The organism is Pragia fontium, assembly GCF_900638655.1.
Classification (GTDB): domain Bacteria; phylum Pseudomonadota; class Gammaproteobacteria; order Enterobacterales; family Enterobacteriaceae; genus Pragia; species Pragia fontium.
The window spans coordinates 2,032,495-2,046,885 of the sequence record NZ_LR134531.1; the positions used below are offsets into that span (position 1 = coordinate 2,032,495).

Annotated in this window: 10 protein-coding genes; 7 read left to right on the forward strand and 3 right to left on the reverse strand. The window is 42.4% G+C overall.

The window, feature by feature from the left end:
- Positions 1–386: 386 nt before the first annotated feature.
- The 4 genes from EL341_RS08865 to ada all read left to right on the forward strand — a co-directional run bounded on the left by EL341_RS08865 (position 387) and on the right by ada (position 6,059).
- A complete protein-coding gene (locus EL341_RS08865; RefSeq protein WP_074824868.1) occupies positions 387–2,312 on the forward strand; it encodes an NAD(P)/FAD-dependent oxidoreductase in 1,926 nt (641 codons plus the stop codon).
- A complete protein-coding gene (locus EL341_RS08870) occupies positions 2,309–3,499 on the forward strand; it encodes a cytochrome c (protein ID WP_074824871.1) in 1,191 nt (396 codons plus the stop codon). Before EL341_RS08865 ends, EL341_RS08870 begins: the two co-directional genes overlap by 4 nt.
- Positions 3,500–3,697: 198 nt before the next feature.
- The gene (locus EL341_RS08875) at positions 3,698–4,912 is read left to right on the forward strand and encodes an MFS transporter (protein ID WP_074824874.1); all 1,215 of its coding nucleotides are present in this window, start codon (positions 3,698–3,700) and stop codon (positions 4,910–4,912) included.
- 73 nt (positions 4,913–4,985) lie between these two features.
- Entirely contained in the window at positions 4,986–6,059 is a 1,074-nt protein-coding gene (gene ada, locus EL341_RS08880) for a bifunctional DNA-binding transcriptional regulator/O6-methylguanine-DNA methyltransferase Ada (RefSeq protein ID WP_074824878.1), read from the forward strand.
- Between the two features lie 124 nt (positions 6,060–6,183).
- Here the strand turns inward: ada and EL341_RS08885 are convergent, their stop codons facing one another.
- Positions 6,184–6,645, reverse strand: a complete 462-nt coding sequence (locus tag EL341_RS08885) for a hypothetical protein (RefSeq protein WP_074824881.1) — start codon at positions 6,643–6,645, stop codon at positions 6,184–6,186.
- An 818-nt stretch (positions 6,646–7,463) separates the two neighbouring features.
- Between EL341_RS08885 and EL341_RS08890 the strand changes: the two genes are divergently transcribed.
- Positions 7,464–9,776 carry an HAF repeat-containing protein gene (locus tag EL341_RS08890; RefSeq protein ID WP_074824885.1) on the forward strand — a complete coding sequence of 771 codons (2,313 nt, stop codon included), beginning with the start codon at positions 7,464–7,466 and terminating at the stop codon, positions 9,774–9,776.
- Positions 9,777–9,868: 92 nt separating this feature from the next.
- Here EL341_RS08890 and EL341_RS08895 read toward each other — a convergent pair whose 3' ends face one another.
- A complete protein-coding gene (locus EL341_RS08895; RefSeq protein WP_232036547.1) occupies positions 9,869–10,798 on the reverse strand; it encodes an omptin family outer membrane protease in 930 nt (309 codons plus the stop codon).
- Positions 10,799–11,533: 735 nt separating this feature from the next.
- Between EL341_RS08895 and EL341_RS08900 the strand changes: the two genes are divergently transcribed.
- Entirely contained in the window at positions 11,534–12,310 is a 777-nt protein-coding gene (locus EL341_RS08900) for an MBL fold metallo-hydrolase (RefSeq protein ID WP_074824892.1), read from the forward strand.
- Between the two features lie 27 nt (positions 12,311–12,337).
- Entirely contained in the window at positions 12,338–13,300 is a 963-nt protein-coding gene (locus tag EL341_RS08905) for a GlxA family transcriptional regulator (protein ID WP_074824898.1), read from the forward strand.
- A 76-nt stretch (positions 13,301–13,376) separates the two neighbouring features.
- Here the strand turns inward: EL341_RS08905 and EL341_RS08910 are convergent, their stop codons facing one another.
- Positions 13,377–14,345: an Acg family FMN-binding oxidoreductase gene (locus EL341_RS08910; RefSeq protein WP_074824904.1), complete on the reverse strand. Its 969-nt coding sequence runs from the start codon at positions 14,343–14,345 to the stop codon at positions 13,377–13,379.
- Positions 14,346–14,391: the final 46 nt, after the last annotated feature.

Here is a 14,391-nt window from a genome sequence, read left to right on the forward strand (position 1 = left end):
GGAGTCGTTAACTGAATATCCACACGCATTCCGTTTAACCGAGATGTGGCAATACAAAAACCCACCACTTTTAGTTACCCTGTCACTTATATCTTATGCAGGGGAACGTCCGATCTTCCCTATTGTTCTTTTATTTAAATGGAAAAGCATCTGCACCCCATCAAATACATCAATAAGTTTAACAAAAACTTCTAATTAGCTTATCATTATGTTGTTTATTTCATAACAAACAGACCATCGGTTGACCCGAAAGATACTTTGGTCGCAACAAATAACTGATGTTCATACTCGTCTAAACATTTAGTTGCCACAGACAAACTATGACAGTTTGACATTGATAACCTCGGCCAGAGCCAAGAGGTTTATTATTTTAGGATTAAATAATCATGGGCATAACCCGCAGAGATTTTCTTAATGGTGTTGCTTTAAGCGTAGTGGCTGGAATGGCACCCATACAAATGCTAAAAGCCTCTCCCGATCTGGCAAACAAGGCGCTTCTTTACTATCCTCCTGAATTAACAGGATTACGTGGTAATCATAACGGTTCTTTTGAGAGCGCTCACGCTATCGCCCGCAGCGGCAAAAAATATGATTATGTCGATATCCCCGTAGAAGAAGAGTACGATCTGGTGGTAGTAGGTGCTGGTATTAGTGGCTTAGCTGCCGCTTTCTTCTACCAGCAACAAATGGGTAAAGATAAAAAAATATTATTACTTGATAACCATGATGATTTTGGCGGACACGCCAAACGTAATGAATTTACCACCCCTGAAGGTACCGTTCTGGGATACGGCGGCAGTGAATCACTGCAATCACCAAAATCCATTTATAGTAAAGTCGCTATGGGACTTATCGAAGCCCTTGGTGTTGATGTCGATGGTTTAGGTAACAGCTTTCAACAAACATTTTATCCCGATCTGGGATTAAGCCGCGGCGTATATTTTGATCGTGAAAACTTTGGCATCAATAAAGTGGTTGCCGGCGATCCGGGGCGTAACGTAGCTGATGATATTCCTCCCAATCGATTAAATGGCCGCAGCTATCGAGAGTTTATCTCCGACTTTCCATTACCGGAGGCGGATAAAGAAGCACTGATTACCCTACATGAAGAAACCGTCGATTACCTGAGTGGTATGTCTCAGGATGAGAAAGTTGAATATATCGCCAGCCATAGTTATACCCACTACTTACGCGATAAAGTTAAACTTAGTCCAAAAGCCATCAAATTCTTCCAGCAAAAAACCAATGATTTCCAGGCTGTAGGCATTGACTCAACGTCATGTGAAGATGCCAGACTCTGTGCTTTACCGGGTTTTGGTGCTCTGAATCTTCCGCCACTCGATGCTGAAGAACAATCGGAGTTGGACGATCCTTATATTTATCACTTCCCTGATGGAAATGCCGGACTGACCCGATTGCTGGTTCGCCGTCTGATTCCTGCCGTTGCGCCAGGCCATGACATGTACGATGTGGTACAGGCAAAATTTGATTACTCACAGCTTGATAAACCAGACTCAGCCGTACGATTACGCCTGAATTCGGCAGTATTACATACGGAAAACGTAGCCAATAATAAGGTAGACGTAACTTACCTGTTTGAAAATATCAAACTCAGAAAAATTCGCGCCGATAAAGTCATTATGGCCGGTTATAACATGATGATTCCTTATTTGGTGCCATCCATGCCGGATGTCCAGAAGAATGCGTTAAGACAAAATGTGAAGGCACCACTGGTTTATACCAAAGTGGTGATTAAAAATTGGCAGCCGTTTGTGAAATTAGGGGTTCATGAAGTTTACTCCCCTGCGGCACCGTACAGTCGTGTGAAACTCGATTATCCGGTAAGTATGGGGGGATATGAACACGCCAAGTCACCCGATTCCCCAATGTGCCTACATATGGTCTATGTTCCGACCATGCCGGGCAGTGCATTATCGCCACGTGAGCAATCAAGAATGGGCCGAACCACGCTGTTAGCGATGCCGTTCTCTGCCCATGAAAAAATGATTCGCGAGCAGTTGCAAGGAATGTTAGGTGACGCTGGTTTCAATCATGAAAGCGATATTTTGGCAATTACCGTCAACCGCTGGTCACATGGTTACTCTTATACGGTGAATTCATTATTTGATGATGAGAATGAGGCCGAAACAATCATTCAAACCGCGCGGAAACCGTTTGGCAATATTTTCATAGCCAACTCTGATGCCGACTGGAGCCCTTATGCCCATTCCGCTATCGATCAGGGATGGCGAGCAGTCGAAGAAATTGTTGCCACAATAACCACAACCAAATCTGCTGGAGGTGCCGCATGAAGCGTACTCTCTTAACTATCCTGCTGTGCGGTGGATTACAGTTTCAGGTTCAAGCACAAGATGTAACCAAAGGCGAATATCTGGCTCGTGCTGGAGACTGTGTGGCGTGTCATACCGCCGCTGGCGGTAAAGACTTTGCCGGTGGTAGACCCATGGAGACGCCTATTGGCATGATTTACTCCACCAATATCACACCAGACCCAGAGTTTGGTATTGGCAATTACAGCTTTGATGATTTTGATCTGGCAATGCGCGAGGGAAAAACCAAAGATGGTCGTCATCTCTATCCCGCCATGCCCTACACCGCCTACGCCAAGCTTAGCGAAGAAGACATGCGGGCACTGTATGACTATTTTATGCAGGGTGTCACGCCAGAAAAAGTAGCTAATCGTGAAAGTGATATTCCTTGGCCACTCAGTATGCGTTGGCCATTAGGTCTCTGGAACGGTATGTTCCACGAAAACCAACGTTTTGTCGCAGACAGCCAGCGTGATGCAGATTGGAATCGCGGTGCTTATCTGGTGCAGGGACTTGGTCACTGCGGCGCCTGCCATACGCCGAGGGGACTGGCATTTCAAGAAAAAGCCATGACTCAAACAGCGCCCGAGTTTCTTTCCGGCGCCGAAATTGACGGTTGGTATGCCCCGGATATTCGCGGAAATAAACTGAGTCAATCGGAATTGGTTGATCTGCTAAAAACCGGCAGTAGTCAGCATCAATCGCTAGCAGGGCCAATGGCAGAAGTCGTCACCTACAGTACCCAATACCTTTCGGATGCTGATTTACAAAGTATTGCCGTCTATCTCAACGCGTTGCCCGGTGACAAAGCGCCTGAGGCCAAACCAGCAGCAACGTTAGCGAATTATGATGAAGCTCAAGGTTTATATCAGACTTACTGCTCAACCTGTCATGGTCTGGATGGTAAAGGGGTTGCCAATGTGATTCCATCGCTGGCTAATAATCCAGCCATTGTACGGGATAATGCGCTGAATTTGATTCACGTTGTTTATTCAGGCGCTGACACACCGCGTACTGAAGGGCATATCTCTTATAAAATGCCGGGATATAAAGGCGTTATCAGCAATCAGGAAATGACGGATGTCTTGAACTATATCCGTAACTCATGGGGAAACAGTGCGCCATTGGTGACTTTATCTGAGGTTAATCAAGCCACCAAAGATAAGTAATATTTTCTGGCAACATCTCAACATCCGGGGTCTCGAAGACCCCGGTTCCCATCGGTGATCCACCGCCCAACGTCTCTATCTTCTTTGCTTTTAATCACCTGAAATTTTTAAAACTAGAAAGCAAGAAACAGATAGTGAGCGAATAAGCTTTATTTTTAGAATATGAAAAACTATTTACCCTGATTGAAGGGAAGTGACATGTTTCTAATAAATAATAACTTTAAAAAAATTTCTTGGTCTAATTTATTTGCTCAGTTTGCTGAACAAATCGCGCTGTCCGCAGCCCCCCTTGTCGCAGTATTGTTACTTTCAGCAACCGCCAGTGAAACAGCCTGGATACAAACCAGTCAAACACTCCCTTTCCTACTGTTATCAATTCCTGCAGGTCTCATTGTCGACCGTATTTCAAAGCGGAATTTAATGATAGGCGCGGAAATAATGAGGGCAATATCTCTAATTACTCTATTTTTACTTTTAATCTCAAGCTCAATGTCCCTGATACTCTTATCTTTACTCGGTTTTATCGGGGCTATCGGTACCGTTTGTTATAACGTTGCCTCGCCAGCTTATGTTCCTACCCTTATTCCTAAGAGTCGTTTAATCTCAGCTAATCGTTGGCTTGAACTGAGCAGAAGTATCGCTTATTCGGGTGGCCCAGCACTCGGTGGAGCTATTGTCGGTTATATTGGAGCACCCGTCGCTTATATTGTGGCGACTACGTTGTCGATTCTGGCATTTATGCTGTTGATGTCTTTACCTAAAGAAGCACCTCAAGCCAAAGTAAACCGACATATCTTGCAAGACCTTGCTGAAAGTGCTGGTTTTATCATTCACCACAGATATCTTCGCCCTATTTTGCTCACTGCGGTGTTTTTCAATATTTCATGGTTTATTGTGCAAGGCATTTACGTGGCATATGCGGCAACCCGTCTTGAGTTGAATGCAGCTCAAATAGGTTTCACCATTGGTATTTATGGGATGGGAATGATCGCAGGTGCATTTAGCTTAAAATACTTGGTACCGATTATGCCTTATGGCCTGATGATTGTTTTAGGCCCTCTGGGAGGATTAATCGCTGCCATCATGATGCTATTAACAATTTGTTTTCCTTATGTTTATTTGGCTGGTTTCAGTTATTTCTTATTTGGTGCCGGCCCAACAATTTGGACCATCATAACCGTATCTTTAAGACAATCCGTTACGCCTGAAAATATGATGGGCAGAGTTTCAGCCTTTTTTCTCACCACAACGTTTGGAGCCAGGCCGATCGGTTCCGCCATTGCAGCGCTACTCGCCGTTAATTATGGCGTGGAAAGCTGTTTATGGGTTGCCGTTATTGGCTTCGTCATACAGCTTATTATTCTACTTATATCGGAAGTACCACGGCTTCATCACTTAAATGAGGCGGTATAAATCGCGTGATAAGATAGCGCTATGAGCGGTTCCGATTCTGAATAATTCGTTTAGTCATTGAGGTACCTGATTAATGGTCAGAAGAAAAAATAATATTCCATCGTTCGAAAACGATCCTCGTTGGTTGGACGTAAAAAACAAAAATCCAAATTCAGATGGCCATTTTGTCTATGGCATTCAAACGACTGGAATATACTGTCGGCCAACCTGCCCAGCCAGAACACCCGATCCTGATTATATTGAATTTTTCGATAGCTGTGAGCTCGCTGAACGTCATCATTACCGAGCATGTAAACGATGCAAGCCCAATGGTGAATCTAATCAGGAAAGAGACTCCCGCCTGATAACCAAGGCATGCCGGATCATTGAACAAATGGATGGGGCTATAAATTTAGAAGAGCTCTCGAAACGGGTAGCTATGAGCCCCTCATTTTTCCATCGGAAATTTAAAAAAATTACCGGGGTCACACCAAAGCAGTTTAGTACCGCTATTCGAATTAAGAATATGCAACATGAGCTGGTTAAACAGAATGAAAGCATAACCGATGCGATATATAACTCCGGCTTTAACTCTGGCAGCCGGTTCTATGCCGCAACGGATCGTTCTTTAGGTATGACGCCGGGTGCATATCGTGAAGGTGGCAAAAATACAAAAATTCAATTTGCTATCGCTGAATGTTCATTAGGCAGTATTTTAGTCGCCCGATCACCAAAAGGCATTTGCGCCATCTCATTTGGTAATGATCCGACGGAACTGCTAAATAACCTACAAGACAAATTTCCCAACGCTGATTTAATCGGTGGCGATACTGAATTTGAACATATTGTTGCCAGAGTAATTGAGTTTGTTGAAAATCCGAATACTGCGCTCGATTTGCCGTTAGATATTCAAGGTACCGCCTTTCAACAACGCGTCTGGAAAATGCTGCTCACCATACCGGCTGGGACAACCGTCAGTTATACTGAGTTAGCTGAAATGATCGGCAGTCCGCGTTCTGTTCGTGCCGTGGCAAATGCCTGCGGTCAAAACTCAATTGCCGTCGCCATTCCTTGCCATCGCGTTGTGAAACTGGACGGTAACCTTTCAGGATATCGTTGGGGCATTGAGCGAAAACGTCAGTTACTTGATAGAGAAACGGAAAAGTGAAAATGATTTACTCGTTGATTAATCACTCACGACCAACGAACAGCATTGTTTAAATACGGTCAATCATCTGAAAAGCCTACCCTATCGTTTACTCCGATAAGATAAGCTAGTCTTAAGACGATAATTAATTTTTAGAACAGGCAACTAGATACAAATCATGAACAGGCATGCTTTCATCAAAACCACGAAGGCGCTCAGAATTATCAATAGCTGGAGCAGCAAATTCCTGTGCAAGCTCTTCAGCGTTTTCCACGCTAAATGATGCATCTATCATTTTACCGCACTGGAAATACGTTCCCATTAATACCATTTTCCCTGGTGTCATATAGCTTTCTTGTTTATTAACCAAAGCAACAACACCATCCGCACGTTTAGCCGCGATAACATAGTTTTCTTGTGAGCGGTCAAAAACGTAATTATCATTATCTGGATAGGTTTGCCATATGCTGGATTTTTCAGCGAACAGTTCCGATAAACTAATAACTGGTTTTAATGCTGCTGATTCAGAGGCGGTAGCAAATACTGATGTCACGCTGCCAACATAACCAGCTAATGATACAACTAAAAAAGGCACTATTTTTTTCATTGGTTAAAATCCTTTAAAATCAATCATAACTATATAAAATATGATGAAATCCCCAAGAACGTTCTTGATTCATATTATATTTAAACCAACCAAATATAGGTATTATATTTACTCACCCCTAAGGATTAGCAATTGAAAAACACCCATTTCGATCCTATATCTTATTTTTATCAAACTCAATATGAATTTTAAATCACATATTATTAACATTTATAAATTTATTTAATAACTCCTTTGCTTTTAGAAAATATGAAATTAAATTCATTTTAATATGACTGGAATATATTTTAATAATCTGGTGAATCAATTTATTTAGGAATGAATTTTATTAATCAACATCACTTTTATCGATATATATTAAAAGATGGTTTTATATAATTTCTAATTACACCAGACTTATAATGATATATTAATTGCCTAACTTGCCATGTTTTTTATAGGTAGTATATATTAACTCAACTTGATATCACTCAATACAACGTTTTTCAGTCGAAACAATACAGCAACCTATATTTTAATGTGACGAGTTTCTCTAAATGGAAAATATAATGGCTTATCTTATCGCTTCAGGTAACTTAATGTTTCACCAAGGTTTACCCCCATGTATAATATTTAAGGATTATAGTCGCTCGCCTGTATTAAATGCGTTGCTTTCCATCAAATAAGCCCTATCTCGCCTTAGAAACCACTAAACACGGGCCAGAGCTAGATTAATACCAGAATCTAAAGTGTAAATTTGTTGGTGACATATAAGACATGATGGCGGCAAATAATTATAGAGATATTCTAATAAATTTTAAGGGAATTAAAATAGAAAAATGAATATATATCCATACTGCTCTTTAAATAAATCACTACTCGCTGTTAGCATTTTAGCCTGCTTTACCCTACCCACTCTGGCTACCACTTCAGACACTATCGAAATGACTGATTCAGCAACGCTAGGTGGCAGTTACTCTTCCGCTTCATTAATGTCTGCCGACGGCACGGTCATTATCGGAGATTCTGAAACCTCAACCGGTGCAAACCATGCTTTTAAATATACAGCGGCTACGGGGATGGTTGATCTCGGTACCTTAGGTGGCAGTGCTAATGTCTCCTTAATATCCACTGATGGTCAGGTCATTGTTGGTCAATCAGATACTCTCATCGGAGATAACCATGTTTTCAAGCATACTGATGCTTCCGGTATGGTTGATCTGGGTACCTTAGGCGGTAGGTATTCTAACGTTAACGCGATGTCTGCCGATGGTGGCGTCATCACCGGTTCTGCCGATATCGCAACCGGTGAAAACCGCGCTTTTAAGCATACCGATGCGACGGGTATGGTCGATCTGGGCACGTTAGGTGGAACTAACTCAAGTGCTATCGCCGTATCGGCAGATGGTCGTGTTATTGTCGGTCAGGCAGATATCGCAGGTGGTGGTTATCTGGCCTTTAAGCATACCGATGCTACCGGTATGCTGGATTTAGGCAGTTTAGGTGGAGACTACTCTCATGCTTCTTTAACCTCTGCCAATGGTAGTGTCACTGCGGGTTACTCGGATACCGTATCTGGTGAGCGTCATGCTTTTAAACATACTGACGCTTCCGGTATGGTTGATTTGGGTACCTTAGGTGGTTCAGACTCTTATGCTGACTTGATGTCTGCTGATGGTTCCGTGATTGCTGGTCAATCAGAAACTGCCAGCGGAGATTTCAATGCCTTTAAGCATACTGATGCTAGCGGTATGGTTGATCTGGGGAACTTAGGTGGCGGGAACTCTTCCGTTTCCCTCATGTCTGCCGACGGCCGTGTAATTGCTGGCCAGTCATATCTTTCAACCGATGACGAGCGCGGTTATAAACACACTGATGCCACCGGTATGGTTGATCTGGGGACTTTAGGTGGAATGGCCTCTACTGTCAACGCGATGTCTGCCGATGGTAGTGTGATTGTTGGTCAGGCCAATATTGCTACCGGTGAAGAACATGCCTTTAAACATACCGATACCTTGGGCATGATTGATTTAGGGACGCTAGGCGGTAGCAACTCAAGTGCCCTCGCTATATCTGCCGATGGCAGTGTGATTGCCGGTCAGTCTGATACCTCAACCGGAGAGCAACACGCGGTTATTTGGAAAATCATTAAAGCTGAAGACCCTAATCAAGGTGGTGGTACGGGCAATGGCAATGGTAACGGAAATGGCAATTCTGGTGGTGAAGAAGTGATTGCTATTGATGTTGATAATACCCGCACGGCGATGAATCAAAGTGCTAGTCGCGCTCAAAAAATATTGGATATCCAGTCCCTTCGTCTGGATAAATTAGCGGCACAAGAATGTCTTTATACCCAAGGTAATGCCTGTGTTGGTGCCTATACTGGCTATCGTCGAGCCAAGAAACTCGATCAGGCTAATGTCGGGGTGACGTTTGGCCTTAAACTCAATCAACAGCTGCGGATCGGCGCCACATTAGATCACAACTATCATAGTGATTTGGGTTCAAACTATCAGGTATCCGGTAATTCTCGCCCGGGGATGGGTATCTTTGTCGGTTACCGTGAAAATATTGATGAATCGGGCTGGAATGGTCGTTTAAGTGCCGCCTATCTCCGCGACAAAATCGATATCCGCCGAGAAATACTCAGCCATACCGAAGCCGGCAAGGGACGTTCTGAATTGAAAGGATATAAAGTAGGTGCAGAACTCGGTTACACACTCGCATTAGATAACACTTTAGTGACGCCTTACGGTAGCTTGGAATACCACAAAATTGAACGTAGTGCCTATCGTGAAACTCAGGGAGCTGTCTTTGCTGCACAATATGACCGGATGGGTGAAACTCGAACCAGCTTGGGTATGGGGAGTCGCCTGACTCAACCATTATCTTCTTCATTGAATTTTGAAGGTGATGTTGGCTTGCGTCATGACTTAAATAACCAACGTGACGGATATGTCGCCCGCATGGAGTATTTAGGGGTTTACGATTATGGTAAGGGTAACAAGAGCCGGACGCGACCTTATGCTGGGGTTGGATTAAGCTATCAAGCCACCACCAATATGAAGGTACGGATCACTACGTCTTGGGAAAAACAATCGTATGGCTCAAATGGCTTTGACAGCCAATTAAGCATGGGCTTTTCATTCTAAATTTAAAAGTGGTAAAAACGATGAAACAGAAGGTCGGCCGGGCTTACTGCTTGTCCGCCCCTTCTGCTTTTTATTGATAAAATCCGAGATGATTAAAACATATACTTAAACCCAGCGGTTACCATGTAGTTACTGTGTTCAATACCGGCTGAGTCTTTCTCGCTACCCTGCTCACCTTCTCCGTAATCATTCATTGATGTATCCCCTTTAGCATTAAGCATCCGGCTCCATGAACCTTCGACTAATACTTTGACGTTATTGGTAACGTAATAACCGGCATCAGCAGAGAAAGAATAGAACTTTTGATTTTTTACCTTCTCTTTAAATGTTGTCGTCCTTAAATAATGCTCGTCGTTATCTGTAGCTTTACCCCAGTTACTAAATTTAAATACCCCATTCACTTCATATTTTTCATAGCGATAACGGCTTGTGAGACCGACATAAGGCAATTTAAATTTCTGACTATAGCCAATAACACTGACACCTGGCTCAAACTCACCAATATCCGTCCCATTTTCATAATTAAAGCTGCCGCCTTTCGCCGTCCAGCTAAACTTACTTTGCTGATAACCCGCGATTAAACCTAAACGATAATTGGGTTCATTTAATATCCAGCCCGCTAAATTCACGTCAAATTGATTGGCATAATTCAGTTTCGTATTCGGATGGCTGCTGTGATCTGTCCAGCGTTCTTGTTCCGGACTCTCCCAGTCGTAGTCATCCATGTGTCCACTTCTGCTTCCCAGCGTTGTCCAGCCCCCAGCCCCCATCGATACCCACGGCATAACATCCCACTCTAAATTACCTTTTATGATTGCCGCATTTTTATACTTCCAGTTGAGCTGGCTTATTTTACGACCACCGTCATCCGGGTCATAAACTCGTTCTTTAGCCTCCCCGCTCAGAGACCCCATAGAAAGTCCGATAGATATTTTCTCAGGGGTAAAATAAACGCTATTAGCCAACGCTGAAAAAGCAAAGGGAATGGTAATGATTGGTACGATTATGTTTAATTTACGCATGGTCATGTCCTTATCTTTTGTTGTCCTAAATATTCCTTTCTTTTATTCCAAAGAAAAAGTTATCAGATATGATTTGATAAAGTACATATATTTTGGTGATTTTTATATAATCAATTAGGAGGATCGCATTATAAAAAGTGAGTCAAAGAACACTAACCTGGCATTTCATCAAAGCTACCTATTAATCATTAATCTGGAATTAGAAACTAAAACAATACTTGCCGTTAACCTGATATTGGTCAAATCGTTTGCCCATGAAGTTGTCTATATCCAGATAAGCGAATATTGTTAGTTAAATAGATACTTTCAACTTCAATAATTAAACATCATTAATGGGAAAAATTATTCATTTCCCTTCATTTACTTACCAAAAAGTTATAACAAAAACTTATCTACGAATTGACGCCTTGAAAAGAGTGCGGGTTTCGCATAACCCACACGTAATAAAATTTGTGGCGCTTCTTGTGCAATCGGTAGGGTTTTGCTCATCTCTTCCCGTAAAAAGGTAACTTCGCAAGGTTGGTTGATATAGGCGTGTGCCATGCCATGATACACGCTCGCTAATACTTTTATCTGCCGACTCAAATTTCTTAATCTCTGAATGACGTTGGATTTACATTGGTAACTTGACCTAATTCCATCGTTTTATGCCCTTTTGCCAGTAGTGCTGCCAATGTTTAGACATTACTCTGATCGACATACAGTAATGAATATCACTAATATCAGGAGATACCCATGAATATAACTCAAATCCGTAACGCTACTCTGTTGATTAACTATGGCAATAAAAGATTTTTAGTCGATCCGATGTTGGCTGACAAACATGCTTATTCGGGTTTTCCTGGCACAGTGCGCTCAGAACTTCGTAATCCAATGGTGGCGCTGCCCGTCAGTTTGGAAACCCTTTTGGATGTGGATGCGATTATTGTTACCCATACACATCCGGATCACTGGGATGATGCCGCCGCTCATCTCATTCCTAAAGATAAGCTAATTTTCGTACAAAATAAAAATGATGAAAAAATCTTGCTATCTCAGGGGTTTACTAACCTAAACGTACTAACAGAATTAACCACTTTTGATGGCGTTTCACTGATAAAAACCCAATGCCAACATGGTTCAGATGAAGCCTATGCTAATCCTCAGATGGCGGCTAGACTCGGTGATGCCATTGGCGTGGTGTTTAAACATCCGAATGAAAAAACATTGTATCTGGTTGGTGATAGTATCTGGACTCGTGCCGTGGAAGAGAATTTACACATATATAACCCAGGCGTGGTAATTCTTAATGCTGGATGGGCACACGTACTCGAATTTGGTCCAATCATAATGGGCTGTGAGGATATTTTGAAAACCCATCATATCTTACCGCAAGCGAAAATCATCGCGACGCATATGGAAGCGATAAACCACTGTATCCTGACCCGTCAGCAACTAAAGGATTATGTTATTGTTAATCAGTTCAGTGATGCTGTGAATATACCTGAAGATGGCGAAACGATAATTTGTTAATGATCATAATTTTTGTGGAGTGATAACATGTCAGTACTCAACGTAGCTATCGTGGTTACTCCACATTTTAGCCCGTTTCATCTCTCAGTTCCGAGTATTCTGTTTGGCGATCGCATCTCGGGAAAAAAGCTATTCGACATTAAAATGTGTGCGGAAATACCGGGTGTGGTGGTATCAGACTCGGGCTTTTCATTAGTTGCCGATGCCGGGTTTGATGCGTTACCGCTGGCAGATATTATTGTCGTACCTTTTTGGCACAGTGTTTATGAACGGCCATCGGCTATCTTGCTGGACAGTTTGAATAGTGCATACCATAACGGAGCAAAAATCGTAGGACTGTGTTTAGGGGCATTTGTATTAGGATATGCGGGGTTGCTCAGTGGTAAGCGAGCTGCTACCCATTGGGAGTATGAAAAAGATTTTCAAAAACTGTTTCCTGATGCCAGTCTGGATATTAATACGTTATATGTTGAGGATCAAAACATCCTCACTTCAGCCGGCACCGCTGCTGCTCTGGATTGCTGTCTCTATATTATTCGCCAGCACTTTGGCAGTCTTATTGCCAATCAAATAGCCCGGCGGATGATTGTCCCACCTCACCGAGAAGGTGGGCAAGCACAGTTTATTGAACACCCCGTTCCACAGGATACGGCTGATGTTCGCATTAATACCCTGCTTGACTATCTACGGCGCAACATCAATCAGCCATATGATATCGAGCAATTAGCGCAGTTCGTCTCAATGAGCCGCCGAACGTTAACCCGGCATTTTATTAAGGCTACCGGCCAGACGGTGGCTAATTGGATTACTACAGAGCGACTTCGCCGCAGTCAGATACTGCTAGAAACCAGTAATCTACCCATTGAACAAATTGCCGATCATATTGGTTTTCAGTCCGCTGTCACTTTTCGCCAACAGTTTAAATCCCATTTCAATACCAGTCCCAGTGAATGGCGTAAGACGTTTCAGGGAATTAATGGGCTATCTTGATATCATTTTTTACCTATTTGTAACTAAGCTAAAATTGGCAGATAAAACGATAACTCATCGTTAATGGACAAAAAGGTTATAACAAGACCTTATCTACGGATTGACGTCTTGAAAAGAGTGCAGGTTTCGCATAACCCACACGTAATAAAATTTGTGGGGATTCTTGTGCAATCGGTAGAGTTTTGCTCATCTCTTCCCGTAAAAAGGTAACTTCGCAAGGTTGGTTGATATAGGCGTGAGCAATGCCATCTTGTGTGGTTCTCAGTAAAAAACGTTGTAGATAGCGCCCGGTGTGAATCCAATTAACAATGGTGTCGTCGCTAGAGGTTAGTAATATCAGATGGGAGGATGAATCTATTTTCTTTATATCGCTTGAATTTTGGCTTTTATCGTTTAAAAAGAAGTTAATAATCCGCTTTGAAATACATCTGGGTAAGCTGGGAGCCCCAAAGATAGCGTAACTTAACCCATCATTGTTTACTTCTACTTCTTTTTTGTTAAAGCGCATCCACTGGATTAATTCATTCTTAAAATCTGGGTCTCGCATCTGAGCGGTATTCCCTCTTAATACCAACTCGCTGATTTTTTTGAATACAATTGAATCCTTTTCCCAAAAATAGAGTTTTATACCAGCAATCGCATCAATATCTGAAACACACTGTATTAATGTCGAATCAGAAATCATCTTATATTCGTAAATATTTTTATTGGTTTGACGCTGGTGAACTTGATCGAATAAGTCATTATTTGAAGCTCGAGTATTTTTACTCAAAGCGATGGTAATAATTCCTTCTGGGCTAATGCTAACTTCAGAATCATATTGCATGGCCGATGCAGCGATACATAGGTTTTCCGTCGCACATCCCAGACTGATAAACAATTCTCTATTATGTTTATCAACAACAGGCAGTTTCTTGTCGAAGTCTGGATATATCTCTATTTTGTTATCGAATGGTTTGAACTTCCAAGGCTGGGTGTTATGTCCTGAGGGTGCTTTAGTGGCAAACTCGATCAATTGCTTAAAGCAATCATTTTGCTCCTGCATAAATATACTCCCTGATTTTGTGGCTCCATCAGGAGCCACAAGTATT

Bases quoted from the DNA above. Each gene is read 5' to 3' on its own strand.
- EL341_RS08895 (WP_232036547.1), bottom strand. From the start codon at position 10,798: ATGCGTAAATTAAACATAATCGTACCAATCATTACCATTCCCTTTGCT.
- EL341_RS08875 (WP_074824874.1), top strand. From the start codon at position 3,698: ATGTTTCTAATAAATAATAACTTTAAAAAAATTTCTTGGTCTAATTTA.
- EL341_RS08910 (WP_074824904.1), bottom strand. From the start codon at position 14,345: ATGCAGGAGCAAAATGATTGCTTTAAGCAATTGATCGAGTTTGCCACT.
- EL341_RS08870 (WP_074824871.1), top strand. From the start codon at position 2,309: ATGAAGCGTACTCTCTTAACTATCCTGCTGTGCGGTGGATTACAGTTT.
- EL341_RS08890 (WP_074824885.1), top strand. From the start codon at position 7,464: ATGAATATATATCCATACTGCTCTTTAAATAAATCACTACTCGCTGTT.
- EL341_RS08900 (WP_074824892.1), top strand. From the start codon at position 11,534: ATGAATATAACTCAAATCCGTAACGCTACTCTGTTGATTAACTATGGC.
- EL341_RS08905 (WP_074824898.1), top strand. From the start codon at position 12,338: ATGTCAGTACTCAACGTAGCTATCGTGGTTACTCCACATTTTAGCCCG.
- EL341_RS08865 (WP_074824868.1), top strand. From the start codon at position 387: ATGGGCATAACCCGCAGAGATTTTCTTAATGGTGTTGCTTTAAGCGTA.
- ada (WP_074824878.1), top strand. From the start codon at position 4,986: ATGGTCAGAAGAAAAAATAATATTCCATCGTTCGAAAACGATCCTCGT.
- EL341_RS08885 (WP_074824881.1), bottom strand. From the start codon at position 6,645: ATGAAAAAAATAGTGCCTTTTTTAGTTGTATCATTAGCTGGTTATGTT.